Source organism: Massilia agrisoli, assembly GCF_020831365.1.
GTDB lineage: Bacteria > Pseudomonadota > Gammaproteobacteria > Burkholderiales > Burkholderiaceae_D > Telluria_A > Telluria_A agrisoli.
In genome coordinates this window covers 61,922-85,436 of record NZ_JAJHPV010000004.1, presented here as the reverse complement: position 1 = coordinate 85,436, position 23,515 = coordinate 61,922, and the positions used below count along the sequence as shown (strand labels likewise).

The window sequence follows — 23,515 nt, the reverse complement described above, 5'->3', positions numbered from 1 at the left end:
ATCAGCCGATCGCGGAAGCTTTGAGCAGCTTGCCGATGTCCTTCTTCACCTTGGCCGGGTCGGCGTCCTTCGGGAAGCGCATCATCAGGTTGCCGAGCGGGTCGATGAGGTAGATGTGGTCGGCCGCGTTGCCGCCCTGCTCGACCGGCAGCCATTTGGCGACCTCACCGGCCGGCGCGCGCAGGAAGTGGGTGCCTTCGACCACGCGCATCAGCATGGTGTCGAGCGGCGTGGCGTCGGTGATCAGCCAGACGCGCTCGATACGCTCGCGCTCCTTGCCCTGCATCAGGCGCAGCTGGCGCATCTGCACCAGCTGGTCTTTGCAAGCCTGCTGGCAGTCGCCGTTGTCGACGTTGAGCATGATCCATTTGCCCTTGAACTGTTCGAGGCTGGCCGGCTTGCCGTCTAGCGTCGTCGCGCCAAGCTGCGGGATCGGATACTGGCGCGGGTCGATCAGGTCGCCGTAGTTGGTGCGGCCGGTCGGCTTGATCACGTAATAGGCCAGGTACGACAGCAGCAGGGGCGACGCGCATACGAGCAGCACGGCGAACAGCTTCCAGCGCCCGGTGCGCTTCTTGTTGATGTTACTGGTCTGGTTTTGGTCCACGTCTGAATCCTGTAATCACGAAAAACAGCAGCGCCATCACAGCCAGCGCATACCATTGGAAAGCGTAGCCCTGGTGCTTTTCTACGCCTAGGGAGGGAGCCGGCCAGTCGCGCACCAGCTGTTCGCCGGGCTGCACTGGGTCGGTCTGTTCGATGAAGAAGGGCTGCAGTTTCAGGCCGCTGGCCTGTGCAAACTGCGCCACTTCGATGTTCTGCAAAATCGCGCCCGGCGCCACCGGCGGCGCGCTACCGAGCTGCATCACCTTGCCGAGGGTCGCGCGCGCCACGCCGCTGACCGTCACCGTGCCGGCCGGGGTGTCGAAGGCAGGCTTCAGGCCCGCGGCGCCCGCGGGACGCGGCAGCCAGCCGCGCGCCACCAGCACGTGGGTATCGGTGCCGCCAAGGCGCATCGGCATCAACAGGTAAAAACCGGGGCCCTTGCCTTCTTGCGGGCGGTTGTCGAGCAGGATCGGCCACCCGGCCACGAACTCGCCGGTGGCCGTCACCTTGCGGTGTTCGGCGGCGCCAGCATCGACCAGCGCGCCGCCCAGCGCGAGCGGCGCGGCTTTGGCGGCGGCGTCGACCTGCTCCTGCACCGCGATCTTGCCGGCGGCGCGGCGGTCCTGCCACTGGCCGAGCGAAATCCCCAGCGCCACCAGCAGTACGGTGGCGACGAACGGAATCGGGCGGAAGCGGAAGGCGCGCATCGGGATCAGCGGATGCCGGTCGGCGTGATCCAGCCGAGCTTATTGGCCAGCAGGATGAGCAGGAACAAGGTGACCGAGAGGCCGACGCGCATGGCCAGCGCGCGCATCGTGCGCGGGCTCTTGCCCTTGTCGCGCATCAGGAAGAACAGCGCCGAGCCAAGGCTGGCGATAATCATGATGAAGGCTAGGGCGACGAGGATTTTCATGGCGTTTTTGTTGGTTTGCTAAACGATCGGCGATTCGGCAAAAAAGCCGCACGCAGGATTATCCCACGTGCGGCTTTTTCGAGTGGAGGGTCGCCCCTCCGGCAATTACAGCCAGTAGACGACGACGTACAGGCCGAGCCAGACGACGTCGACGAAGTGCCAGTACCAGGCGGCGCCTTCGAAGCCGAAGTGGTTCTCCGGCGTGAAGTGGCCTTTCATCAGGCGGTACAGCACGACTGCCAGCATGATCGCGCCGACGGTCACGTGGAAGCCGTGGAAGCCGGTCAGCATGAAGAAGGTCGAGCCGTAGATGCCCGAGGTCAGCTTCAGGTTCAGTTCGCTGTAAGCGTGCATGTATTCATACACCTGGAAGCCCATGAAGATGGCGCCCAGCAGCACGGTAGCAGCCAGCCAGACGATGGTCTTCGAACGCTTGCCAGCCAGCAGGGCGTGGTGCGAGATGGTCAGGGTCACGCCCGACAGCAGCAGCAGCGCGGTGTTGATGGTCGGGATCGGGAACGGGCCCATGGTCTGGAAGCTGTCGACGACGCCTGCAGGACCGGTGTTGCCCCACTGTGCCGAGAAGTCAGGCCAGATGACCTTGTGGTCCAGGTCGGCCAGCCACGGCATCGAGATGGCGCGGGCGTAGAACAGCGCGCCGAAGAAGGCCGCGAAGAACATCACTTCCGAGAAGATGAACCAGCTCATCGACCAGCGGTAGGACAGGTCGATACGCTTGCTGTACAGGCCGGATTCGGATTCCTTGATGGCGTCGCCGAACCAGAAGTACAGCACCACCAGCGTCGACGCGATGCCGGCGATGGTCAGCATCGGGCCGAACGAGGCGCCATTGACCCAGCCCGATGCACCGATCATCGTGGCAAGCAGGGACATGCCTGCGAACAGCGGCCAGCGGGACGGGCCGGGCACGAAGTAGTACGGTGCGGCGGCTTTGGTTGAACTCATCTTCATCTCCTAAATCAAACTGTATTCGGTGAATGTCTTGCTGCTGTTAAATTAAATCTTATTGTGCTACCGCGATCCGCACCACCATCACCAGCACGCCGATGAAGATGACCGCCCCGATCAAGCCGGCGATGATCACATGCACCGGGTTCAGGTTGGCCGAATCGCTGGCGTAATCCCTGCCCTTGCGCACACCGAAAAAGGACCAGAACACGGCCTTCATCGTGGCGCCGAACGACGCCTTGCGGCGCGCGGCCTGCTTCAGTTCATCGTCCATTGCCCTGCCCTGTTACTTCGCCGCGGTCTTCATGCCGGCGATCTCAAAGAACGTGTACGACAGCGTAATCGTCTTCACTTCGCGCGGCAGCTTCGGGTCGATGAAGAACACGACCGGCATCTGCCTTGCTTCATTCGGGCCCATCGTCTGCTCCTTGAAGCAGAAGCACTCCACTTTCATGAAGTGCGGCGTGGCCGACTGCGGCGCATAGCTCGGAATCGCCTGCGCCTTGATCGTCCGCGCCTGGGTGTTGACCACTTCGTACATCACGGTGGCCAGCTCGCCCGGGTGAACCTCGATGCTGCGCGTGGTCGGGCGGAAGCGCCACGGTCCCTGCGCATTGCCATCGAGTTCGATGGTGATCTTGCGCGTCTTGTCGACCTGGGTATTCTCAGGCCGCGACGCCATGCCATCCTGCGTCAGCACGTTAATGCCGAGTACTTCGCACAACTGCTTGTACATCGGGACCAATGCGTAGCCGAAGCCAAACATCATCACGGCCAGTACAACCAACTTGCCCAGCATCTTTTTATTGAGCTGGATCCTGCCTGACTGTTCGCGGCTCATATCACATCAACCACATGCGCTTGACGAACAGCGCGACGAAAAAGAACAGTGCGATCCCGCCGATGATCAGGCCGGTCTTCAGGTTATTCGGTTTCTTCGGGTCAGTCATGGTTACCACTCTTTCCTTCGCTGCGCGGGCCCGTCGGGCCCGCGCAGCCGGTACTGCAATTACTTCACCAGCGGCGGCGTTTCGAACGTGTGGAAAGGCGCCGGGCTAGGTACGGTCCACTCCAGGCCTTCCGCGCCATCCCATGGCTTGTCGGCAGCTTTGGCGCCGCCACGGATGGTCGGCAGGACCACGAAGAACAGGAAGTACGCTTGCGACAGGCCGAAACCGAACGCGCCGATGGTGGCGATGGCGTTGAAGTCGGTGAACTGCGCCGAGTAATCCGCATAGCGGCGTGGCATACCTGCCAGGCCCAGGAAGTGCATCGGGAAGAACGTGATGTTGAAGGTGATCAGCGATGCCCAGAAGTGGAACTTGCCGCGGAACTCGCTGTACATGTGGCCGGTCCACTTTGGCGCCCAGTAGTAGAAGCCGGCGAACAGCGCGAACAGCGAACCTGCCACCAGCACGTAGTGGAAGTGAGCAACCACGTAGTAGGTGTCCTGCAGCTGGATGTCGATCGGGGTCACAGCCAGGATCAGGCCGGTGAAGCCGCCGATGGTGAACACGAAGATGAAGCCGACCGAGAACAGCATCGGGGTCTCGAAGGTCATTTCGCCCTTCCACATCGTGGCAACCCAGTTGAAGACCTTCACGCCGGTCGGCACCGCGATCAGCATGGTTGCGTACATGAAGAACAGCTGGCTGGTCACCGGCATGCCGGTGGTGAACATGTGGTGCGCCCAGACGATGAACGACAGGATCGCGATCGACGCGGTTGCGTACACCATCGATGCGTAGCCGAACAGCGGCTTGCGCGCGAAGGCTGGCAAGATCTGCGACACGATACCGAACGCAGGCAGAATCATGATGTACACCTCTGGGTGTCCGAAGAACCAGAAGATGTGCTGGTACATGACCGGGTCGCCGCCGCCGGCAGCGTTAAAGAACGAGGTGCCGAAGTGACGGTCGGTCAGGGTCATGGTGATCGCGCCTGCCAGGACTGGCATCACGGCGATCAGCAGGTAGGCGGTGATCAGCCAGGTCCAGCAGAACATCGGCATCTTCATCAGGGTCATGCCAGGAGCGCGCATGTTCAGGATGGTGACGACGATGTTGATCGAACCCATGATCGACGACGCGCCCATCAGGTGCATCGCGAAAATACCCATGTCCATGCCGATACCCATCTGGGTCGACAGCGGTGCGTACAGGGTCCAGCCGGCAGCGGTTGCGCCGCCAGGCACGAAGAACGACGCGGCCAGCAGGATTGCCGCAGGCGGCAGCAGCCAGAACGAGAAGTTGTTCATGCGCGCGAACGCCATGTCGGATGCGCCGATCTGCAGCGGGATCATCCAGTTGGCGAAGCCGACGAAGGCCGGCATGATCGCGCCGAACACCATCACCAGGCCGTGCATCGTGGTCAGCTGGTTGAAGAACTCAGGCTGGAAGAACTGCAGGCCAGGCTGGAACAGCTCGGTACGGATGCCGAGCGCGAGAACGCCGCCCGACATCAGCATAATGAGGGAGAACCACAGGTACAAGGTACCGATGTCCTTGTGGTTGGTTGCGAACAACCAGCGGCTCAGACCATGTGGATGATCGTGCGCGTGATCGTGGCTGTCGTGGCCGTGTGCGTGATCGATTGTGCTTGTGCTCATCTGAAGCTCCTAATTACTTGCGTGCAGCCAGAACTTCGGCTGGTTGAACGATGTTTTCCGATGCCTTGTTCGACCAGTTATTGCGGGTGTAGGTGATCACCGCAGCAATATCCGAATCCGACAGTTGTTTCCATGCTGGCATTTCCGAAGGGTACTTGCCGCTCTTCTGGCCATTCAGGAGGACGTCGATCTGCGGGCCTTTCGGTCCCAGCACGAGCGCCGAGCCATCCAGCGGCGCGAAGGCGCCTGGCACGCCCTTGCCGTTTGCCTGGTGGCAAGCGACGCAGTTGGCGTTGTAGACGGTTTCGCCTTTGGTTTTCAGTTCGTCGATGGTCCATACCTTGCTTGGATCATCGGCCAGTGCTGCCATTTCCTTCTTCTTGCCTGCTACCCATGCGCTGTAGTCGGCATCGGAGACGACGCGCACAACGATCGGCATGAACGCGTGTTCCTTGCCGCACAGTTCAACGCAGTTACCGCGGTAGGTACCGATTTTCTCAGCTTTGAACCAGGTATCGCGCACGAAACCAGGAATCGCATCCTGCTTGACGCCGAACGCTGGAATGGTCCATGCGTGGATCACGTCGTTGGCGGTCAGGACCAGGCGGACCTTCTTGTTGACTGGAACGACGACTTCGTTGTCGACTTCCATCAGGTAGTTTTCGGTGCGCGCTTCGGTCGCGGCCACGCCAGGCTCGCCAACCTGCGAACGCGGGGTCGACAGGGCCGACAGGAAGGAAATGCCCTCGCCTTCGCCCTTCAGGTAGTCGTAGCCCCACTTCCACTGCATGCCGGTGACCTTGATGGTCAGGTCGGCGTTGGAGGTGTCCTTCATTGCCACGACGGTCTTGGTCGCTGGCAGCGCCATGCCGATAACGATCAGGAAAGGAACCACGGTCCATGCGATCTCGACTGCGGTCGACTCGTGGAAGGTTGCCGCCTTGTGGCCCTGCGAACGGCGGTGCTTGAATACCGAGTAGAACATCACGCCAAACACGGCGACGAAGATCACCAGGCAGACGATCATCATCCAGGTGTGCAGCGTGTTGATTTCGTCAGCGATGCGCGTTACAGGCATCTGCAGGTTCAACTGATTCTCAACCGGACGCCCCTGCACCTGAGCCACGGCCAATGCCGGCAGGCCGGCTGCCGTAACAGCCAGACCGAGCATCAAGACTTGAAGTCGCTTTGCATATGTCATGTTTTCCCCAACCACCCAAAGATAAGAATATTTTTAAACGCCCAGCAATCCTGGCCTGCTACCGCCGACGCTCCAAAACCATCGCACAAAAAGGCTCCATACCGAGTCCCCGCGCCAATTGCCGCGAATCCGGTTGGAACCAATCACAGCGCACCCGGTGGAGAAAACGCACCTGTGGACGCTGGCTTGCTATTGCGCTCGACTTTTATGCTGCTGTGTTCGCCCGTTTTTTAAGCAGAACCAGCCACAGTCGACAAAATTAGTCGTTGATTATACTCAAGGACTAGTGTCTACATCAAGGAATAATCGCCGCCGTTATGCTCTAGACCCTTGTATTTCGCCGAGGCGTACCCACGTTCCGGCCCGCTAGCGCGGCCGCGGCGGCTCGAAGCGGATGATCGCTTCGCCGGCCGCCGTCTTGCGTGGCGCCGGACGGAAAGCGTGTCCGTAGATCACCTCGAAGGTCAGGCCCAGCTTGCCGTCGGGACGGCGCTGCCGCTCCAGCGCGGCGCGCAGGTTCTGCCACGCCGCGCGCCCGAGCAGGCCGCGCGTGCGCGTCGCCAGCGGGTTGCCGCCCAGCGCGCGCACGTCGGCCAGCAGCGCCTCGGGCGTGTCATAGGTGACCGTAATGACTTCCATGTCCATCACCGGGGTCGAGAAGCCCGCCTCCACCAGCTGGTCGCCGAAATCATGCATGTCGACGAAGGGCAAGGCGTGGGGCGACTCATCGACCTCGGCAAAGGCCGCGCGCAGTTCACGGAAAGTGTCCGGACCGAAATTCGAAAACATCAGCAAGCCTTCCACGCGCAACACACGGCGCCATTCGGCAAACACCCGGTCCGGCTGGGGATGCCAGTGCAGCGCCAGGTTCGACCACACCAGGTCGACGGAGTTCGGCCCCAGCGGCAAGGCGCCGAAATCGCCGCACACCAGGTCGATGCCGGTCCTGGCCGGCATCAGGCGGTGCAGCATCGACTTCAGGCCGGATGCCGGCGCCGCCCCTTTCGCGTTCGCCAGCATCGCGGCGCTGGCGTCGAGCCCGATAACCTGGGCGGCCGGGTAGTCCTTTTGCAGTACGCCAAGGTCGGCCCCATCGCCGCAGCCCGCATCCAGGACCTGGGCCGGCGCCAGCTTCACCAGCGCCAGCCGGTCATGCATGCGCGAGGCAATTTCGCGGCGCAGGAAGCCTGACGGCGCCACCCGGTCAGGATCGGCGAACAGCGTACGTACACGCGCCAGGTCGATCGGCGCGCTCATTTTGGAAGGGGACTGGGGATTTGCCATGGCGGTGTTGCGAATACGTGACGCGGGAATGAGATAATGGCGGAAGTGTACATGTTTGTTGCGAGGCGAGCCCGTGGCCGACCGTTTACGCCTGTGTCTGCAAGGCTGGCCACCTGCGCTGGCACGCGCGCTGCTGCCCTCCTCCTGCGCCCTGTGCGGGGGGCGCTGCACTGGGGTCATCTGCCCGCCTTGCCATGGCGAACACCTGGCGCCGCGCAAGGCGCGCTGCCGGCGCTGCGCCAACCTGCTGGGGTTTGATGGCGACGGGCGGATCGAATGCGGCGCGTGCCTGGCCGACCGGCGCGCCTTCGACGCGACACTGGCGGCGACGGATTATGCCGCGCCGCTCGACCAGCTGGTGTTGCAGCTCAAATTCGGCGGGCGGCTGGCCCTGGCGCCATGGTGTGCGCAGATGATTGGCGACACGGTCCGGGCCGAGCGCCAGTTCCTGCTGCCGAACGTGCTGTGCCCCGTTCCGCTGGGGCGGCAGCGCCTGGCCGAACGCGGCTTCAACCAGGCGCTGGAAATTGCCCGGCCGCTGTCGAAGCTGCTGGGCATTCCGCTGCGGCCGCGCCTGGCGATCCGCGCGCTGGAGACGCCGGCGCAATCGGGCGTGGCGCCGAACCAGCGGCGCCGCAACATCCGCAACGCGTTCATCGTGTCGCCGGATGCGCTGGCGATGGTGCGCGGCCAGCACATCGGCATTGTCGACGACGTGATGACCAGCGGCTACACACTGAATGAACTGGCCGCGACGTTCAAGCGTTTCGGCGCGGCGCGCGTGAGCAACCTGGTGTTCGCGCGCACGCCGCCCCACTGATTTAAAGGAGAAGCACCTTGTTCCATGTTGTTCTGGTTGAACCAGAGATCCCGCCGAATACCGGCAACGTCATCCGCCTGTGCGCCAACACCGGGGCGCAGCTGCACCTGATCGAACCGTTAGGCTTTCCGCTGGACGACACCAAGATGAAGCGGGCCGGGCTGGACTATCACGAATACGCCAGCATGAAGGTGCACAAAAGCTGGGAAGACTACCTGGCGTCGGAACAGCCCGACCGCGCGCGCATGTTTGCGCTGACCACGCACGGCTCGTCGCCGTTTGCCAGCGCCAGCTTCCGGCCCGGCGACGTGTTTGTGTTTGGCAGCGAAACGCGCGGACTCGCGCCCGAACGGCGTGAATCCTTCCCGCCCTCGCAGCGCATCCGCCTGCCGATGATGCCCGACAACCGCAGCCTGAACTTGTCGAACACGGTGGCGGTGGTGGTGTTCGAGGCGTGGCGCCAGAACGGCTACGCCGGCGGCGCCTGAGCTAGTGGATGGACGGTGGCGACGACGAGTCCGTGACCGGGATGTTGCGGCTGCCTGCCTGCCCGGTTTGAAAGGCTTCGACGGCGCGGTGGGTATCGGTAAATTCGCGGAAGGCAGTGATCTTGCCATCGCGAACCGTGAAAAGATGCACCCAGTCGCTGCCCCAGTCCACGCCGTTCGCGCGGACGGTCCACTCGTAGTGGCCGGTCACGACAACACGGTCGCCCTGTGCGATGAAGTCGCCGGGCCTGAAGTCGCGTAGCTGCTGCGCGGTCGCGACCATCCGGAAAAACTCCGCGACACTGTCGCGGCCCTGGCGCTTGCCGGCAAACGGCAGGTTGGGCACCTGCGGCTCGTCCCAGTCGATGTCTTGCGCCATGTAAGACAACAGCCGCTGGCTGTCGCCGTTGAGGAAGGCGTCGTACACCTGCCGGATCAGTTCGATGTTGGCTTGTTCGTTCATGATCGTCTCCCGTGTGGGTTCAAAGTCAGTATCGGCCGGCGAGACGGCAACCGCAATGGCACCCGAACAAGGAAAGCCACACTGCATTCGGCTCACCCCGGCGCGCGGGTGAATCTCATTTTGGCCTGCGGGACCTCAAGTGCGAGCCTTGCACCCGATTTTGCAGTGGCTTATGCTAAGTTAAATTTAAGCGCGAGTACGGCGGCCGACCATGAAGAACGTGTCTATTCCCGAAGCAGCACTACATCTGGCGCAGCTTGTGGATGCGGCTGCTTGTGGTGAGGAAGTGGTCATCGAAAAGGATGGCCTGCCTGCGGTCCGCCTGGTGCGCATTGAACCTGCTGCAAAGCGTCCTCGGCGTGCTGGACTCTTGAAGGGCAAGTTTGAAATTTCCGATGATTTTGATTCACCGTTACCCGATGACGTAATTGCCGGCTTTGAAGGCAGGTAATGCGCTTATTGCTCGATACGCATATTTATCTGTGGTTCGTGCGCGATGATCCAAAATTGGAGGGCTCGGCACGACGCCTGATTCGCGACGCAGAAGATGTATTCGTCAGCAGTGCAAGCATCTGGGAAATTTCAATCAAGACCAGCTTGGGAAAGCTGAGTGCGGACGTGGCAATGCTGTCCGCATTTGTCGAGAACAGTGGTTTCCGCGAGCTCGCGATTCGCTTCAGCCACGCCGTCCAGGTGCGAAATTTACCGCAATTCCATCGAGACCCGTTTGATCGATTGTTGATTGCACAGGCAATTTTTGAAAGCTTGCACATGCTGACAGCGGATCGGAACCTGAAGAAATACTCGCCGCTGGTAATCGCACAGTGAAATCGGTGGATGCGCGCTTCGCGCTTATCCACCCTACGCGATACGCACGGACGGAAGCGCGCATCCGCCGAATCGCTAGCCTGCCCGGACCTTGGTCAACAGCTTGGTCGTCGACCGGTCATGTTCAAAATCGATCGCGACCGCTTGTCCGCCGTAAGCCAGCACCGCCTGCCCTTCGGGAATCGCCGTCATGTCGTAATCGCCGCCCTTGGCGTAAATCTCCGGGCGCGCTTCCTGCACCACTTCCAGCGCCGTGTCCTCGTCGAAATCGACCACCAGCGCCACCGACTCCAGCGCCGCCAGTACCGCCATCCGGTCCGCGCAGGTGTTCAACGGCCTGTCGTCGCCCTTGCCGAGCCGCTTGACCGACGCATCGGTATTGGCCGCCACCACCAGCGAGGCGCCCAGCGCGCGCGCCTGCGCCAGGTAGGTCACGTGCCCGCGGTGCAGGATGTCGAACACGCCGTTGGTCAGCACCACCGGTTTCGGCAGCCCAGCAACGCGCTGCTTCAGTTCGCTACGGGTGCAAATCTTGTTTTCAAAATCAGGCATGGAATCGCTTCAAAGTTAATAAGGTCACTGCGCCGGCTTGTCTTCTTCCGGCTCTTCCTCAATCGCCATCGACAGGTCGTCGGCCGTCGTCGCGCTGGCGTTGCCCGGCTCCTTGCGGTCGCCGCGCAGCTTGATCTGCAGGCGCAGGCCGTTGGCCGAGTCGGCATTGCGGATGGCCTCGTCGTAGCTGATGTGGCCCTGGTTGTAGAGTTCGTACAGCGCCTGGTCGAAGGTGCACATGCCGAGCTCGCGCGACTTGTGCATGATCTCCTTGATGCCGTGAAAGTTCCCCTTCAGGATCATCTCGCTGATCGTCGCCGTGTTGAGCAGGATCTCAATCGCCGCCTTGCGCCCCTTGCCGTCCTCGGTGCGCACCAGCCGTTGCGACACAATGCCGCGCAGGTTCGACGACAGGTCCATCAGCAACTGGTTGCGCCGCTCCTCAGGGAAGAAGTTGATGATGCGGTCCATCGTCTGGTTGGCGTTGTTAGCGTGCAGCGTGCCCAGGCACAGGTGGCCGGTCTCGGCAAACGCGATCGCGTGCTCCATCGTTTCGGTGTCGCGGATTTCGCCGATCAATATCACGTCGGGCGCCTGGCGCAAGGTGTTCTTCAGCGCGTTGTGCCACGAGTGCGTATCGACGCCAACCTCGCGGTGGGTGATCAGGCAGTTCTTGTTCTTGTGGACGTATTCGACCGGATCTTCAACGGTAATGATGTGCCCCGCCGAATTGGCGTTGCGGTAATCAATCATCGCCGCCAGTGTGGTCGACTTGCCCGACCCCGTGCCGCCCACCACCAGCACCAGCCCGCGCTTGGTCATGATGACGTCTTTCAGCACTTCAGGCAGGCCAAGCTTTTCGAAGTTCGGGATCTCGGAGGCAATCGTCCGCACCACCATTGCCACGGCCTGCTGCTGCACAAACACGTTGACGCGGAAGCGGCATACATTGGGCAGTGAGATCGCGAAATTGCATTCCATTTCGGCATCGAACTCGGCGCGCTGGCGCTCGTTCATCAAGGACATGGCCAGGGCGCGCGTCACTTCGCCGGTCAGCCGTTGCTGGCTCAGCGGCTTCATCGCACCCTGGTGCTTCATGCTGGGCGGGAAGTCGGACGAGATGAACAGGTCGGAACCGCCCTGGTGATGCATCACCGTGAGCAGTTTGTGGATGTAAGCCTGGGCTTCGGCGGGGCCAAAGGTCGTAGACATGGAAGCCTTTCACGGATTATGCTGGAGCTGGACTAGCCCCCGCGGCAATTATATCGACACCTTTCCGGTAGAATATAAAATCTTTCCGACCCAGTGTGGTTGAATACGCCCATGACCCTGACCGAACTGAAATACATCGTTGCCGTCGCGCGTGCAAAACATTTCGGACACGCCGCCGAGGCCTGCTATGTCGCCCAGCCGACCCTGTCGGTGGCGATCAAGAAGCTTGAGGACGAGCTTGGCGTCGTGCTGTTCGAGCGCGGCGGCGCGGAAGTGTCCGTCACGCCTTTGGGTGCGCAGATCGTGGCCCAGGCCGAGCGCGTGCTGGAGCAGACCGCGGCCATCAAGGAACTGGCAAAACAAAACAAGGACCCGCTGGCCGGCCCGCTGCGCCTGGGCGTGATCTACACCATCGGCCCCTACCTGCTGCCGCCGCTGGTCAAGCATGTGATCGAGCAGGTGCCGCAGATGCCGCTGATCCTGCAAGAGAATTTCACCGTGCGCCTGCTGGAAATGCTGCGCCAGGGCGAGCTGGACGCCGCCATCATGGCGCTGCCGCTGCCCGACCACGGCATGTCGATGCAGGCGCTGTACGACGAACCCTTCGTGGTTGCCATGCCGAAGCAGCATCCGTGGGCCAGCCGCAAATCGATTCCGGCCGCCGACCTGAAGTCGGAAACCATGCTCCTGCTGGGCAACGGCCACTGCTTCCGCGACCAGGTGCTGGAAGTGTGCCCGGAGATGGCGCGCTTCTCGGCGCCGGGCAATGGCATGCAGCGCACCTTTGAAGGTTCATCGCTCGAGACCATCCGCCACATGGTGGCCAGCGGCATCGGCCTGACCGTGCTGCCGCGCGCGTCCGTCACCGACATGCACCCGAAGGACGGCATGCTGCGTTACCTGCCGTTTGACGCGCCGCCGCCGTCACGCCGCGTGGTCATCGTCTGGCGCAAGAGCTTCACCCGCCGCGCCGCCATCGACGCCGTCTGCGCCGCCGTGGCCGCCTGCGACCTGCCGGGCATCGACATGCTGGCCAACGAAGCCGTCGCCGCCTGAGCCCGCGCCCTCGCCCATCCCGCAAAGGGGTTAAAATCGTGCGTTGCATCAACTATAAGCAAAGCACGACATGAACAAGCTGGCGCTCTATTACCGGCTGGTCCGCCTGGACAAGCCGATCGGTATCCTTTTGCTGCTGTGGCCTACCCTGTGGGCCTTGTGGATGGCCTCCGGCGGCCGGCCTGACATCGCCATCGTCGCGATTTTCGTCCTCGGCACCGTCCTGATGCGCTCGGCCGGCTGCGCCATCAACGACTACGCCGACCGCGACATCGACAAGTTCGTCAAGCGCACCGCCGAACGTCCCCTCACCAGCGGGCGCATCAGGAGCTGGGAAGCGCTGATGGTGGCCGGCGTGCTGGCCGTGGTGTCCTTCCTGCTGATCCTGCCGCTGAACACCCTGACCAAGCAGCTGTCCGTGGCGGCCGTCATCATTGCCGGCACCTATCCCTACTTCAAGCGCTTTTTCGCGATCCCGCAGGCCTACCTCGGCATCGCCTTCGGCTTCGGCATCCCGATGGGCTTTGCCGCCGTAACCGGCGACGTGCCGGCGGTGGCCTGGTGGCTGCTGGTGGCCAACGTGTTCTGGGCCGTGGCCTACGACACCGAATACGCGATGGTCGACCGCGACGACGACCTGAAGATCGGCATCCGCACCTCGGCCATCACCTTCGGCCGCTTCGACGTGGCCGCCGTCATGCTGTGCTACGGCGCGGCGCTGGCGATCATCCTCGTGTGCGGCTGGCATCTCGGACTGCGCTACTGGTTCGTCGCCGGTATCGCCGTGGCGGCCGTGATGGCGCTCTACCACTACACCCTGATCCGCGGACGCGAGCGGATGGCCTGTTTTGCGGCTTTTCGCCACAACAATTGGTTGGGTGCGGCGGTTTTTGCTGGTGTCGCGTTAGACTACGCGCTAGGATAATGTTGTCCGAAAAGCACGGCGGGCCAGTGTTGTTCTAGCGCAATATGCGCAAGGCTGCACTGCCTACAGTGGATCAATAATTTAAACATGTGAGGAACTCATGATTCAATCAATCCCAACCAAGACCGGCGCCCGTGACCAGCTGATGAACGACCTGAAGACCGTGATCCAGGACGCGGAAGCCTGGCTGCGCCACGGCGGCCACCTGACCGGCGAAGAGTTCCAGGCTGCCAAGGCCAAGTTCGAGCAGACGCTGACCAGTGCCAAGGCCGACCTGATCCACCTGCAGGAAAGCGTCGTGGAAGGCACCAAGGAAGCGGCCAAGGCCACCGACGAATACGTCCATGAGAATCCATGGAAGTCGGTCTGCATCGGCGCCGGCGTCGGCCTGCTGCTGGGCGTGCTGATCTCGCGCCGCTAAGCATATGGCGATCTTCGAATCGGTGGGCCGGCTGGGATCAACCCTGGTCGACATGGTGCACACGCGGCTGGAACTGGCCGCGGTGGAGGTCGAGGAGGAATCCCAGCGGATGCTGGGCTACCTGCTGTTCGGCCTGCTGGCACTCATCCTGTTCGGGATCGCCTTCCTGCTGCTGGCCTTCCTTGTCATCGTGCTGTTCTGGGACACGCACCGCGTCGCGGCCGTCGGCGGCATGGCGGCGCTGTTTGGCGTGGCCGGGGCGATCATCGCGATGAAGGTCAAGTCCGGCTTCGACAACAAGCCGCGGCTGCTGCAAAACACCATCGAAGAAATCCGCAACGACATCGCGTATGCGCGCAGTGCGAGGAACACGGATGAGTAACAAAGGCAAACATTCACGCGCCGCGCTGGCGGCGCGGCGCCAGGCTTTGGTGACCGAGTGCGCGCTGCAGCGCATTACGGTGGCGCGCGAAGTCCACGAGATCATGGCGCCGGTGCACAACCTGCGGCATAAGGTGGGCGGGAATTTTGCGATACCGGTGTCGCTGGCGGGCCTGGTTGGCGGGCTGATTGCCACGCGCAGCGGGCGGCTGGTGCCGATGCTGACCACGGGGCTGTCGCTGTGGAAGCTGGGCCGGGATGGCCTGGCCGCGTGGCGCCAGCGCGGCTAGCAGTTCGGCGGATAAGGGCGAAGCCCGCATCCGCCGTTTTCAGTTCCTACCCATTTCCTCACCAAGCTCGCGCCCGCGTGCCGACGCCGCCTTCACCGCCTTGATCACCGCATCCTTCACGCCGCCCTGCTCCATGCTGGTAATGGCCGCATAAGTCGTTCCGCCTTTCGACGTCACCCTTTCACGCAGCACCTGCAGGCTCTCCGGCGAGCGCGCCGCCAGTTCCGCCGCGCCGGCAAACGTGGCCACCGCCAGCTCCCTGCCCTGGTCCACGCTCAGGCCCAGTTCCACCGCGGCCTGCTGCATCGCCTCCAGAAAATAGAACACATACGCCGGTCCGCTGCCCGACACCGCCGTCACCGGATCGATCAGCGCTTCATCATCGAGCCACACGGTTTGCCCGGCCGCCTTCATGATCGCGTCGGCCGCCGTTTTCTGCGCCTCGCTGACGCCGTCCATGGCGACCATGCCGGTGATGCCGCGCCCGATCAGCGCCGGCGTGTTCGGCATCGTCCGCACGATCGCCCGGTGCCCGCCCAGCCAGCGCGACAGGTCGGCGCCGCGGATGCCTGCTGCAATCGACAGCACCAGGGTATCGGCGCGCAGCTGCGGCAGCAGCAGTGCCGCGGCCTCGCGCATCTGCTGCGGCTTCACCGCCAGCACCACCACTTCGGACGAACGCATATCGTCGCCGATCTCGTGCGCCACGGTGACGCCGTGGGCTTGCCGCAAGCGCTCCAGCGCTTCGGGATTCGGATCGACCACGTGGATGTTCGACCCCGTCGTGAACTTGCCAGCCAGGCCGGAGATGAGCGCGGAGGCCATATTGCCGCCACCAATAAACGATATCTTCATGTGCTTCCCCTTTATTCGTATGTGCGCGAGCCGAAGATGGCGCTGCCGACGCGGACGATGGTGGCGCCTTCGGCAATCGCGGCCGCCATGTCGGCCGACATGCCCATCGACAGCGTATCCACCGCGATACCGTCATCGCGCAGCTGTTCCAGCATCTCGCGCAGGCGCGCGAATGGCGCGCGCTGGCGGGCCAGGTTCAGCTCCGGCTCGGGAATCGCCATCAGGCCGCGCAAACGCAGGTTCGGCAGCAGCGCAACCGCGCGCGCCAGCTCCGGCAGTTCATCCGCGGCGATGCCGCTCTTGCTTGCTTCGCCGCTGATGTTCACCTGCAGGCAGATGTTCAGCGGCGCCATGCCAGTCGGGCGCTGCTCCGACAGGCGCTGCGCAATCTTCAGCCGGTCGACCGTGTGCACCCACGCGAAGCTGGCCGCAATCGGGCGCGTCTTATTGCTCTGGATCGGGCCGATGAAGTGCCACTCGATATGGACACCCGGTACCGCGGCGGCCACCGCCAGCTGCTTGTCGAGCGCTTCCTGCAGGTAGTTCTCGCCGAACGCACGCTGGCCGCAGGCGATCGCCTCGACCACTGCTTCAGGGGGAAACGTCTTGGACACCGCAAGCAATTGCACATCGTTGCGGGAGCGGCCGCAGGCGTTTGCGGCTGCAACAATTGTGTGATCGACTGCTTGCAAGTTCTGGGCGATTGTGGACATAATCATTTTCTTAGAGCAATCAAGCACTTAGGTAAATAAATGCTAACGGTGTTATCGAGCAGACACCGATATCAGGCACAGGGATTATAAATGGACATCTCCGAATTACTCGCATTCTCCGTCAAGAACAAAGCCTCCGACCTGCACCTGTCCGCCGGCCTGCCGCCGATGATCCGCGTCCACGGCGACGTGCGCCGCATTAACCTGCCGCCGCTGGAGCACAAGGATGTGCACAGCATGATCTATGACATCATGAACGACGGCCAGCGCAAGCAGTACGAAGAAGTGCTCGAGGTCGACTTCTCGTTTGCGATTCCGGGCCTGGCGCGCTTTCGTGTCAACGCGTTCAACCAGGAACGCGGCGCGTCCGCCGTGCTGCGGACGATTCCATCGAAAATCCTAAGCCTGCAAGACCTGAACGCGCCGAAGATTTTCGGCGAGCTGGCGATGAAACCGCGCGGCCTGGTGCTGGTCACCGGCCCTACCGGTTCGGGCAAATCGACGACGCTGGCGGCGATGGTCAATCACCTCAATGAAAACGAGTACGGCCACATCCTGACCATCGAAGACCCGATCGAATTCGTGCACGAATCGAAGAAGTGCCTGATCAACCAGCGCGAAGTGGGACCGCACACGCTGTCGTTCAACAACGCGCTGCGCTCGGCGCTGCGCGAAGACCCCGACTGCATCCTGGTCGGCGAATTGCGCGACCTCGAAACCATCCGCCTGGCCTTGTCGGCGGCCGAAACCGGCCACCTCGTGTTCGGCACCTTGCACACCTCGTCGGCGGCGAAAACCATCGACCGTATCGTCGACGTCTTCCCGGCCGATGAAAAAGAAATGGTGCGCGCGATGCTGTCCGAGTCGCTGCAAGCGGTGGTGTCGCAGACCCTGCTCAAGACCAAGGACGGCAATGGCCGCGTGGCCGCCCACGAAATCATGATCGGCACGCCGGCGATCCGCAACCTGATCCGCGAAGCGAAGATCGCCCAGATGTACTCGGCGATCCAGACCGGCAGCAACGTCGGCATGCAGACGCTGGACCAGAACCTGACCGACCTGGTACGCCGTAACATCATCTCGAGCAGCGCAGCGCGCTCCGCCGCCAAGATCCCGGACAACTTCCCCGGCTAAGCTTATAAAGGACACGCGATGGAACGCGACCAGGCTTCAAAATTCATGTTCGACCTGCTGCGCCTGATGACCAGCAAGGGCGGCTCCGACCTGTTCATCACCGCCGGCTTCCCGCCTGCGATGAAAATCGACGGCAAGATGACGCCGGTCTCCAGCCAGGCCTTGAGCTCCTCGCACACGGCCGACCTGGCGCGCGCCATCATGAACGACAAGCAGACCGCCGCGTTCGAGCTGACCAAGGAATGCAATTTCGCGATCAGCCCGGGCGACCTCGGGCGCTTCCGCGTCTCCGCGTTTGTGCAAATGAGCTGCGTGGGCATGGTGCTGCGCACGATCACCACCACGATCCCGAAGCTGGAAGACCTCGACCTGCCGCCGATCCTGTCCGACATCATCATGTCCAAACGCGGCCTGGTGATCATGGTCGGCGCGACCGGTTCGGGTAAATCGACGACGCTTGCCGCGATGGTCGGCTACCGCAACGAGAACAGCTACGGCCACATCATCACGATTGAAGACCCGGTCGAATACGTCCACCCGCACAAGAATTGCGTGATCACGCAGCGCGAAGTGGGCGTCGACACCGACAGCTTTGAAGCGGCGCTCAAGAACTCGCTGCGCCAGGCGCCGGACGTGATCCAGATCGGCGAGATCCGCGACCGCGAAACAATGGAACACGCGATCGCCTTCGCCGAAACCGGCCACCTGTGCCTGGCCACGCTGCACGCCAACAGCGCCAACCAGGCGCTCGACCGCATCATCAACTTCTTCCCCGAGGAGCGCCGCCAGCAGCTGCTGATGGACCTGTCGCTGAACCTGAAGGGCCTTGTATCGCAGCGCCTGATTCCCCGCAAGGAGAACAAGGGCCGCGTGGTCGCGGTGGAGATCATGCTCAACTCGCCGCTGATCTCGGACCTGATCTTCAAGGGCGACGTCCACGAGATCAAGGAGATCATGAAGAAGTCGCGCGAGCTGGGCATGCAGACTTTCGACCAGGCGCTGTTCGACCTGCACGAAGCGGACAAGATCAGCTACGAAGACGCGCTGCGCAATGCGGACTCGGTCAACGACCTGCGCCTGACCATCAAGCTGCAGGGCAAGGACGCCAAGAACCGCGACCTGTCGGCCGGGACTGAGCACCTGGGCATCGTGTGACCGGCGTATTCGATTTCAAGGCCACCGACATCAAGGGCGAGCCGGTCGACCTGGCGCAGTACCGCGGCAAGGTGCTGCTGATCGTGAACACGGCCAGCGCATGCATGTTCACGCCGCAGTACAAAGGCCTGGAGCAGGTGTACCAGCAGTTCCGCGACCAGGGCGTGGTGGTGCTTGGATTCCCCTGCAATCAGTTTCGCGAACAAGAGCGTGGCAGCGAGGCGGAGATTGGCGCCTTCTGCGAGCGGAATTTTGGCGTCACGTTCCCGATGTTTGCCAAGGTCGACGTCAATGGCGAGGGCGCGCATCCTTTGTTCCGGTACCTGAAGAAGGAGAAGCCGGGGCTGCTGGGGACTGGGCTGATCAAGTGGAACTTCACCAAATTCCTGGTCGGGAAGGATGGGCGGGTGGTGAAGCGGTACAGCCCGACGACCTCGCCGCGGTCGATCTCACAAGACATCGAAAAGCTTTTGTTGGCTTGAACCTGTAGGGCGGTTAAGCAAAGCGCATCGTCCGATTTCCACTGATGAGTTATTCAAATACTGAATGGCGCCATCAGGAAATGTGATTGGCCTTATAAATCACTCGATTCCATAATCTGTCTATACAAACCAGAGAGAAAGGAACGATTGTGAACATCGCCAAACACATGGAAGCTATTTTGATCGTAGGCTCCATAGTACTGACCAGCGCCGCTGCATTCGCGTCGCCGGCTGGCCAGGGCCACACCGGCGACCTTGGCGCCTACAGCGTTGAAAAATCGGCGACCCTGGTCGTCAATGCCAAGGGCGTGTCGGCTACGCTGGACTGGTAAGCGCCGTCGTCAAGGCCTGGTCGATCAATTCGATCCAATGCGATACCGGCGTGTCGGTACCTGACTGAAGGTGGGTCACACAACCGATGTTCGCCGACACAATAAGCTCGGGACGGGTGGCATGCAGGTTCGCCAGTTTCCTGTCCCGCAGTTCAGTAGAAAGCTCCGGCTGCAGCACCGAATACGTGCCCGCCGAGCCGCAGCACAGATGGTTTTCGGCGCATAGCTTCACATCGACGCCGCAGGCCCGCAACACCCCTTCCACCTTCCCCCTGATCTGCTGGCCATGCTGCAAAGTGCACGGCGGATGGAACGCTACCCTCGGCCCCACCTTTCCCGCAAACCGCGCAGCCAGTTCAGCCTCGAACGCGGGCATGATCTCGGACAGGTCGCGGGTCATCTCCGAAATGCGCTTCGCTTTTGCCGCATACGCGCTGTCGTGCTCCAGCAGATGGCCATACTCCTTGACCGTGACGCCGCAGCCGGACGCCGTCATCACGATGGCCTCGACCTGCTCGATCATCGGCCACCATGCATCGATGTTGCGGCGCATGTCGTCAAGGCCGCCTTCCTGGTCGTTCATGTGGTACCGCACGGCGCCGCAGCAGCCCGCCTTCGGCGCCATCACCAGTTGCACGCCGACCGCGTCGAGCACCCGCGCGGTCGCTGCGTTGATGTTGGGCGCCATCGCAGGCTGCACGCAGCCTTCCAGCACCAGCATCTTGCGCGCATGGGTGCGCGCGGGCCACTTGCCCGGGCTGGCGGTGCGCGGCAGCTTGTCCTGGAGCTTGGGCGACAGCAGTGGGCGGAACAGCTGCCCCGCCTTGAAGGCTGGCGTGAACAGCCATTTGCGCGGCAGCGCTTCCTTGAGCACGGTGCGCTTGATGCGTTCGCCCAGCGGGCGCTGCACGCGCTCTTCCACCACCTTGCGGCCGATGTCGACCAGGCGGCCGTATTTGACGCCCGACGGACAGGTGGTTTCGCAATTGCGGCAGGTCAGGCAGCGGTCGAGGTGGATCTGTGTCTTGCGCGTGACTTCTGCCCCTTCGAGCACCTGCTTCATCAGGTAGATGCGCCCGCGCGGGCCATCGAGTTCGTCGCCGAGCAGCTGGTAGGTCGGGCAGGTGGCGGTGCAGAAGCCGCAGTGGACGCAGGCGCGCAGGATCGCCTCGGCCTCGTCGCCTTCGCGCGTGCCTTTGATGAAATCGGCGAGATTGGTTTGCATGTCAGTACATCCGTCCTGGATTGAAGATGTTCGATGGGTCGAACGAGGCTTTCAGGCGCTCGTGGATCTTCGCCACCGCAGGCGCGAGCGGATGGAACACGCCCAGGCTCTTGTCGCCGCCGCGGAACAGCGTCGCATGCCCGCCCACGGCCGCTGCGGTGCGCCGGATGCGCTGCGCCATATCGGCGTCGGCGTCGGCTTTCAGCCAGCGCTGCGCGCCGCCCCACTCGATCAGCTGATCTCCCTTGAGGATGATCGCTCCCGCGCTGGTCGGCACCGACAGGCGCCACAAGCTGCCAGCGTCCGCGAAAAACGGGTGCTGCTGCTCGCGCAGGCGCGACCAGAACGCACCGGCGTTGTCGACCACTTCGCCGCCCAGGTCACGCGCAGCGGCATCAACGGCCGCCTGCGCGCCCGACAGCCGGACGGTGAGCACGCCGCAATGCCAGCAGCTGGCCGAGATGGGCAAAGGCAGTCCGCCCCATTCGTTCAGCATGCGCAGCGTATCGATCTCGCTTGTTTCAAAGCGCAGCGTGGTCTCGCGTATCGGCCGCGGCAGCACCTTGACCGACATTTCCAGCATCACGCCAAGGGTGCCCATCGAGCCGGCGAGCAGGCGCGATACATCGTATCCCGCCACATTCTTCATGACCTGCCCGCCGAACGAGAGCACCTGGCCTTTGCCGTCAAGGAGAGTGGCGCCCAGGACGAAGTCGCGCACCGCGCCGCTGGTGGCACGGCGCGGGCCGGACAGGCCGCTGGCCACGGCGCCGCCAAAGGTGGCACCAATGCCAAAATGCGGCGGCTCGAAGGCCAGCATCTGGTTGCGCTCGGCCAGTGCGGCTTCGATTTCGGCCAGCGGCGTGCCGCAGCGCGCCGTGATCACCAGCTCGGTCGGCTCGTAGTCGACAATGCCGCTGTGGATGCGGGTGTCGAGCACCTGTCCTTCAAGGCGTTGCCCGTACCAGTCCTTGGTGCCGCCGCCGCGGATGCGCAATGCGCTGCCCGCAGCCGCTGCCGCCAGTACCTGTTCTTTCAATTGATCGATCGACTGCAAAGTGGCTCCCATCAGAAGCGCGGCAGGTTAGCGAACGGCAGCACGCCGCCGCTGACGCGCATCTTGCCGAATTCGGCGCATCGGTTAAGTGTCGGAATCGCCTTGTCCGGGTTGAGCAGCATCGGCACGTCAAACGCGCGCTTGACGGCGAAGAACGCGTCGAGTTCCTCGCGCGTGAACTGCACGCACATCGAATTGATCTTCTCCATGCCGACACCGTGCTCGCCGGTGATGGTGCCGCCCACTTCCACGCACAGCGCCAGGATGGCCGCGCCGAAGGCCTCGGCGCGCTCGAATTCGCCCGGCTTGTTCGCATCGAACAGGATCAGCGGATGCAGGTTGCCGTCACCGGCGTGGAACACGTTGGCGCAGCGCAGGCCGTAGGTGGTTTCCATCTGCTCGATGCCGATCAGTACCTGGGCCAGGTTCTTGCGCGGGATGGTCCCGTCCATGCAGTAGTAGTCCGGCGAGATGCGGCCCGCGGCCGGGAAAGCGTTCTTGCGGCCGGACCAGAAGCGCATGCGCTCCGCCTCGGTTTCCGACACCGCGATCGCGCTGGCGCCCGCTTGCTCCAGCACCGCCGTCATGCGGGCGATCTCTTCGTCCACCTCGAGCTTGGTGCCGTCGGCCTCGCACAAGAGGATGGCCGCTGCGTCGGTGTCGTAGCCCGCCTTGACGAAGGGTTCGACCATGCGCGACGAGGTCCGGTCCATCATCTCCAGCCCGGCCGGGATGATGCCCGCGGCGATCACGCTGGCCACGGCATTGCCGCCGGTGACCACATCGTCGAACGAGGCCATGATGACCCGCGCGGTGGCTGGCTTTGGCACCAGCTTGACGGTGACTTCGGTGACGATGCCCAGCATGCCCTCCGAGCCGATGAACACAGCCAGCAGGTCGAGGCCGGGCGAATCGAGCGATTCGCCGCCCAGCTCGATGATCTCGCCATCGATGGTCGCGACGCGCACGCGCATCACGTTGTGCACGGTCAGGCCGTACTTCAGGCAGTGCACGCCGCCCGAATTCTCGGCCACGTTGCCGCCGATGGTGCAGGCGATCTGCGACGACGGATCGGGCGCGTAGTACAGGTCATACGACCCCGCCGCGTCCGAGATGGCCAGGTTGCGCACGCCCGGCTGGACCACGGCAAGGCGGGCATACGGCTCGACCCGCACGATGCGGTTCAGGCGCGCCGTCGAAATCACCACGCCATCGGCGATCGGCAGCGCGCCGCCGGACAGGCCGGTACCCGCGCCGCGCGGCACGATCGGCACGTTCAGTTCGCGGCACACATTCAAAATCGCCAGCACCTGCTCTTCATTGTCCGGCAGGGTGACGATCATCGGCAGCTGGCGGTAGGCGGCCAGCCCATCGCACTCGTAGGGACGCGTGTCTTCCGGGTCCGACAGGATGCAGCGGTCGGGCACGCGGGCACGCAGGGCGGCGGCGACTTGCTGGCGTCGCTCGTTATTGACGTGTATGGAGGCTGACATGATGCGATTGTAAGCACATTCCAGCGGTTTTGTCGTATGCTCAGCCTATTCT

30 protein-coding genes are annotated in these 23,515 nt (G+C 62.9%); 13 read left to right on the top strand and 17 right to left on the bottom strand.

The features are described 5' to 3' along the window. Position 1: 1 nt before the first annotated feature. The 9 genes from LMJ30_RS01805 to LMJ30_RS01765 all read right to left on the bottom strand — a co-directional run bounded on the left by LMJ30_RS01805 (position 2) and on the right by LMJ30_RS01765 (position 7,581). On the bottom strand, positions 2–607 hold the full coding sequence (locus LMJ30_RS01805; RefSeq protein WP_229430626.1) for an SCO family protein: 606 nt from the start codon (positions 605–607) through the stop codon (positions 2–4). Next, positions 585–1,313, bottom strand: a complete 729-nt coding sequence (locus LMJ30_RS01800) for an SURF1 family protein (protein ID WP_229430625.1) — start codon at positions 1,311–1,313, stop codon at positions 585–587. Before LMJ30_RS01800 ends, LMJ30_RS01805 begins: the two co-directional genes overlap by 23 nt. A 5-nt stretch (positions 1,314–1,318) precedes the next feature. Continuing rightward, positions 1,319–1,519 carry a twin transmembrane helix small protein gene (locus LMJ30_RS01795; RefSeq protein WP_229430624.1) on the bottom strand — a complete coding sequence of 67 codons (201 nt, stop codon included), beginning with the start codon at positions 1,517–1,519 and terminating at the stop codon, positions 1,319–1,321. Between the two features lie 105 nt (positions 1,520–1,624). Beyond that, a complete protein-coding gene (locus tag LMJ30_RS01790; protein WP_229430623.1) occupies positions 1,625–2,485 on the bottom strand; it encodes a cytochrome c oxidase subunit 3 in 861 nt (286 codons plus the stop codon). A gap of 58 nt (positions 2,486–2,543) precedes the next feature. Continuing rightward, complete coding sequence (locus LMJ30_RS01785) at positions 2,544–2,762, bottom strand: DUF2970 domain-containing protein (protein ID WP_229430622.1); 219 nt, start codon at positions 2,760–2,762, stop codon at positions 2,544–2,546. A gap of 12 nt (positions 2,763–2,774) precedes the next feature. Further along, entirely contained in the window at positions 2,775–3,329 is a 555-nt protein-coding gene (locus tag LMJ30_RS01780) for a cytochrome c oxidase assembly protein (RefSeq protein ID WP_229430621.1), read from the bottom strand. Positions 3,330–3,497: 168 nt separating this feature from the next. Next, on the bottom strand, positions 3,498–5,096 hold the full coding sequence (gene ctaD, locus LMJ30_RS01775) for a cytochrome c oxidase subunit I (protein WP_229430620.1): 1,599 nt from the start codon (positions 5,094–5,096) through the stop codon (positions 3,498–3,500). A 13-nt stretch (positions 5,097–5,109) separates the two neighbouring features. Continuing rightward, a complete protein-coding gene (gene coxB / locus LMJ30_RS01770; RefSeq protein ID WP_229430619.1) occupies positions 5,110–6,297 on the bottom strand; it encodes a cytochrome c oxidase subunit II in 1,188 nt (395 codons plus the stop codon). A 366-nt stretch (positions 6,298–6,663) separates the two neighbouring features. Further along, a complete protein-coding gene (locus tag LMJ30_RS01765) occupies positions 6,664–7,581 on the bottom strand; it encodes a methyltransferase domain-containing protein (RefSeq protein WP_229430618.1) in 918 nt (305 codons plus the stop codon). A 73-nt stretch (positions 7,582–7,654) separates the two neighbouring features. Between LMJ30_RS01765 and LMJ30_RS01760 the strand changes: the two genes are divergently transcribed. After that, complete coding sequence (locus LMJ30_RS01760; RefSeq protein ID WP_229430617.1) at positions 7,655–8,401, top strand: ComF family protein; 747 nt, start codon at positions 7,655–7,657, stop codon at positions 8,399–8,401. A 17-nt stretch (positions 8,402–8,418) separates the two neighbouring features. Continuing rightward, positions 8,419–8,889 (top strand): tRNA (uridine(34)/cytosine(34)/5-carboxymethylaminomethyluridine(34)-2'-O)-methyltransferase TrmL, encoded by a 471-nt coding sequence (trmL, locus tag LMJ30_RS01755; RefSeq protein ID WP_229430616.1) that lies wholly within the window; start codon positions 8,419–8,421, stop codon positions 8,887–8,889. 1 nt (position 8,890) lies between these two features. On the opposite strand, the gene LMJ30_RS01750 is transcribed toward trmL, so the two are convergent. Beyond that, complete coding sequence (locus LMJ30_RS01750) at positions 8,891–9,352, bottom strand: nuclear transport factor 2 family protein (protein WP_229430615.1); 462 nt, start codon at positions 9,350–9,352, stop codon at positions 8,891–8,893. 211 nt (positions 9,353–9,563) lie between these two features. Here LMJ30_RS01750 and LMJ30_RS01745 point away from each other — a divergent pair, with 211 nt between their 5' ends. Further along, the gene (locus LMJ30_RS01745; protein ID WP_229430614.1) at positions 9,564–9,803 is read left to right on the top strand and encodes a type II toxin-antitoxin system Phd/YefM family antitoxin; all 240 of its coding nucleotides are present in this window, start codon (positions 9,564–9,566) and stop codon (positions 9,801–9,803) included. Next, positions 9,803–10,180 carry a type II toxin-antitoxin system VapC family toxin gene (locus LMJ30_RS01740; protein ID WP_229430613.1) on the top strand — a complete coding sequence of 126 codons (378 nt, stop codon included), beginning with the start codon at positions 9,803–9,805 and terminating at the stop codon, positions 10,178–10,180. The genes LMJ30_RS01745 and LMJ30_RS01740 overlap by 1 nt, the downstream gene beginning before the upstream one ends. A 75-nt stretch (positions 10,181–10,255) precedes the next feature. Here the strand turns inward: LMJ30_RS01740 and LMJ30_RS01735 are convergent, their stop codons facing one another. Continuing rightward, positions 10,256–10,732 (bottom strand): adenylyltransferase/cytidyltransferase family protein, encoded by a 477-nt coding sequence (locus tag LMJ30_RS01735; protein WP_229430612.1) that lies wholly within the window; start codon positions 10,730–10,732, stop codon positions 10,256–10,258. A 24-nt stretch (positions 10,733–10,756) separates the two neighbouring features. Further along, complete coding sequence (locus tag LMJ30_RS01730) at positions 10,757–11,944, bottom strand: PilT/PilU family type 4a pilus ATPase (protein ID WP_267869513.1); 1,188 nt, start codon at positions 11,942–11,944, stop codon at positions 10,757–10,759. Positions 11,945–12,055: 111 nt separating this feature from the next. Between LMJ30_RS01730 and LMJ30_RS01725 the strand changes: the two genes are divergently transcribed. The 5 genes from LMJ30_RS01725 to LMJ30_RS01705 all read left to right on the top strand — a co-directional run bounded on the left by LMJ30_RS01725 (position 12,056) and on the right by LMJ30_RS01705 (position 15,017). After that, entirely contained in the window at positions 12,056–13,000 is a 945-nt protein-coding gene (locus tag LMJ30_RS01725) for a LysR substrate-binding domain-containing protein (RefSeq protein ID WP_229430611.1), read from the top strand. A gap of 70 nt (positions 13,001–13,070) precedes the next feature. Then, positions 13,071–13,925, top strand: a complete 855-nt coding sequence (gene ubiA / locus LMJ30_RS01720) for a 4-hydroxybenzoate octaprenyltransferase (protein ID WP_229430610.1) — start codon at positions 13,071–13,073, stop codon at positions 13,923–13,925. Positions 13,926–14,025: 100 nt separating this feature from the next. Then, positions 14,026–14,346, top strand: a complete 321-nt coding sequence (locus tag LMJ30_RS01715) for an ElaB/YgaM/YqjD family protein (protein ID WP_229430609.1) — start codon at positions 14,026–14,028, stop codon at positions 14,344–14,346. Positions 14,347–14,350: 4 nt separating this feature from the next. Further along, a complete protein-coding gene (locus LMJ30_RS01710) occupies positions 14,351–14,728 on the top strand; it encodes a phage holin family protein (protein WP_229430608.1) in 378 nt (125 codons plus the stop codon). Then, positions 14,721–15,017, top strand: coding sequence for a hypothetical protein (locus LMJ30_RS01705; RefSeq protein ID WP_229430607.1), 297 nt, complete (start codon positions 14,721–14,723; stop codon positions 15,015–15,017). Before LMJ30_RS01710 ends, LMJ30_RS01705 begins: the two co-directional genes overlap by 8 nt. Before the next feature lie 39 nt (positions 15,018–15,056). Here LMJ30_RS01705 and proC read toward each other — a convergent pair whose 3' ends face one another. Both proC and LMJ30_RS01695 read right to left on the bottom strand, forming a co-directional pair. After that, complete coding sequence (gene proC / locus LMJ30_RS01700) at positions 15,057–15,872, bottom strand: pyrroline-5-carboxylate reductase (RefSeq protein WP_229430606.1); 816 nt, start codon at positions 15,870–15,872, stop codon at positions 15,057–15,059. 11 nt (positions 15,873–15,883) lie between these two features. Next, on the bottom strand, positions 15,884–16,585 hold the full coding sequence (locus LMJ30_RS01695; protein WP_229430605.1) for a YggS family pyridoxal phosphate-dependent enzyme: 702 nt from the start codon (positions 16,583–16,585) through the stop codon (positions 15,884–15,886). A gap of 90 nt (positions 16,586–16,675) precedes the next feature. Here LMJ30_RS01695 and LMJ30_RS01690 point away from each other — a divergent pair, with 90 nt between their 5' ends. The 4 genes from LMJ30_RS01690 to LMJ30_RS01675 all read left to right on the top strand — a co-directional run bounded on the left by LMJ30_RS01690 (position 16,676) and on the right by LMJ30_RS01675 (position 19,688). After that, positions 16,676–17,719 (top strand): type IV pilus twitching motility protein PilT, encoded by a 1,044-nt coding sequence (locus LMJ30_RS01690; protein ID WP_229430604.1) that lies wholly within the window; start codon positions 16,676–16,678, stop codon positions 17,717–17,719. 18 nt (positions 17,720–17,737) lie between these two features. After that, positions 17,738–18,874: a PilT/PilU family type 4a pilus ATPase gene (locus LMJ30_RS01685; protein ID WP_229430603.1), complete on the top strand. Its 1,137-nt coding sequence runs from the start codon at positions 17,738–17,740 to the stop codon at positions 18,872–18,874. Continuing rightward, positions 18,871–19,356: a glutathione peroxidase gene (locus tag LMJ30_RS01680; protein ID WP_229430602.1), complete on the top strand. Its 486-nt coding sequence runs from the start codon at positions 18,871–18,873 to the stop codon at positions 19,354–19,356. The genes LMJ30_RS01685 and LMJ30_RS01680 overlap by 4 nt, the downstream gene beginning before the upstream one ends. A gap of 149 nt (positions 19,357–19,505) precedes the next feature. Then, on the top strand, positions 19,506–19,688 hold the full coding sequence (locus tag LMJ30_RS01675) for a hypothetical protein (RefSeq protein WP_229430601.1): 183 nt from the start codon (positions 19,506–19,508) through the stop codon (positions 19,686–19,688). Here LMJ30_RS01675 and glcF read toward each other — a convergent pair. From glcF to LMJ30_RS01660, 3 genes are read right to left on the bottom strand one after another with little or no spacing between them, the layout of a single operon-like run. Next, a complete protein-coding gene (glcF, locus tag LMJ30_RS01670; RefSeq protein WP_229430600.1) occupies positions 19,672–20,913 on the bottom strand; it encodes a glycolate oxidase subunit GlcF in 1,242 nt (413 codons plus the stop codon). The genes LMJ30_RS01675 and glcF overlap by 17 nt on opposite strands. A gap of 1 nt (position 20,914) precedes the next feature. Next, the gene (gene glcE / locus LMJ30_RS01665) at positions 20,915–21,982 is read right to left on the bottom strand and encodes a glycolate oxidase subunit GlcE (RefSeq protein WP_229430599.1); all 1,068 of its coding nucleotides are present in this window, start codon (positions 21,980–21,982) and stop codon (positions 20,915–20,917) included. Beyond that, positions 21,982–23,463 (bottom strand): FAD-linked oxidase C-terminal domain-containing protein, encoded by a 1,482-nt coding sequence (locus LMJ30_RS01660; RefSeq protein WP_229430598.1) that lies wholly within the window; start codon positions 23,461–23,463, stop codon positions 21,982–21,984. Before LMJ30_RS01660 ends, glcE begins: the two co-directional genes overlap by 1 nt. Between the last annotated feature and the right edge of the window lie 52 nt (positions 23,464–23,515).

Coding starts and splice junctions, on each gene's coding strand:
- LMJ30_RS01730 (WP_267869513.1), bottom strand. CDS start 11,944: ATGTCTACGACCTTTGGCCCCGCCGAAGCCCAGGCTTACATCCACAAA.
- LMJ30_RS01790 (WP_229430623.1), bottom strand. CDS start 2,485: ATGAGTTCAACCAAAGCCGCCGCACCGTACTACTTCGTGCCCGGCCCG.
- LMJ30_RS01710 (WP_229430608.1), top strand. CDS start 14,351: ATGGCGATCTTCGAATCGGTGGGCCGGCTGGGATCAACCCTGGTCGAC.
- LMJ30_RS01750 (WP_229430615.1), bottom strand. CDS start 9,352: ATGAACGAACAAGCCAACATCGAACTGATCCGGCAGGTGTACGACGCC.
- LMJ30_RS01725 (WP_229430611.1), top strand. CDS start 12,056: ATGACCCTGACCGAACTGAAATACATCGTTGCCGTCGCGCGTGCAAAA.
- proC (WP_229430606.1), bottom strand. CDS start 15,872: ATGAAGATATCGTTTATTGGTGGCGGCAATATGGCCTCCGCGCTCATC.
- LMJ30_RS01690 (WP_229430604.1), top strand. CDS start 16,676: ATGGACATCTCCGAATTACTCGCATTCTCCGTCAAGAACAAAGCCTCC.
- LMJ30_RS01695 (WP_229430605.1), bottom strand. CDS start 16,585: ATGTCCACAATCGCCCAGAACTTGCAAGCAGTCGATCACACAATTGTT.
- ubiA (WP_229430610.1), top strand. CDS start 13,071: ATGAACAAGCTGGCGCTCTATTACCGGCTGGTCCGCCTGGACAAGCCG.
- LMJ30_RS01780 (WP_229430621.1), bottom strand. CDS start 3,329: ATGAGCCGCGAACAGTCAGGCAGGATCCAGCTCAATAAAAAGATGCTG.
- LMJ30_RS01745 (WP_229430614.1), top strand. CDS start 9,564: ATGAAGAACGTGTCTATTCCCGAAGCAGCACTACATCTGGCGCAGCTT.
- LMJ30_RS01740 (WP_229430613.1), top strand. CDS start 9,803: ATGCGCTTATTGCTCGATACGCATATTTATCTGTGGTTCGTGCGCGAT.
- LMJ30_RS01705 (WP_229430607.1), top strand. CDS start 14,721: ATGAGTAACAAAGGCAAACATTCACGCGCCGCGCTGGCGGCGCGGCGC.
- ctaD (WP_229430620.1), bottom strand. CDS start 5,096: ATGAGCACAAGCACAATCGATCACGCACACGGCCACGACAGCCACGAT.
- coxB (WP_229430619.1), bottom strand. CDS start 6,297: ATGACATATGCAAAGCGACTTCAAGTCTTGATGCTCGGTCTGGCTGTT.
- LMJ30_RS01800 (WP_229430625.1), bottom strand. CDS start 1,313: ATGCGCGCCTTCCGCTTCCGCCCGATTCCGTTCGTCGCCACCGTACTG.
- LMJ30_RS01660 (WP_229430598.1), bottom strand. CDS start 23,463: ATGTCAGCCTCCATACACGTCAATAACGAGCGACGCCAGCAAGTCGCC.
- LMJ30_RS01795 (WP_229430624.1), bottom strand. CDS start 1,519: ATGAAAATCCTCGTCGCCCTAGCCTTCATCATGATTATCGCCAGCCTT.
- LMJ30_RS01735 (WP_229430612.1), bottom strand. CDS start 10,732: ATGCCTGATTTTGAAAACAAGATTTGCACCCGTAGCGAACTGAAGCAG.
- LMJ30_RS01785 (WP_229430622.1), bottom strand. CDS start 2,762: ATGGACGATGAACTGAAGCAGGCCGCGCGCCGCAAGGCGTCGTTCGGC.
- glcF (WP_229430600.1), bottom strand. CDS start 20,913: ATGCAAACCAATCTCGCCGATTTCATCAAAGGCACGCGCGAAGGCGAC.
- glcE (WP_229430599.1), bottom strand. CDS start 21,982: ATGGGAGCCACTTTGCAGTCGATCGATCAATTGAAAGAACAGGTACTG.
- LMJ30_RS01715 (WP_229430609.1), top strand. CDS start 14,026: ATGATTCAATCAATCCCAACCAAGACCGGCGCCCGTGACCAGCTGATG.
- LMJ30_RS01685 (WP_229430603.1), top strand. CDS start 17,738: ATGGAACGCGACCAGGCTTCAAAATTCATGTTCGACCTGCTGCGCCTG.
- LMJ30_RS01765 (WP_229430618.1), bottom strand. CDS start 7,581: ATGGCAAATCCCCAGTCCCCTTCCAAAATGAGCGCGCCGATCGACCTG.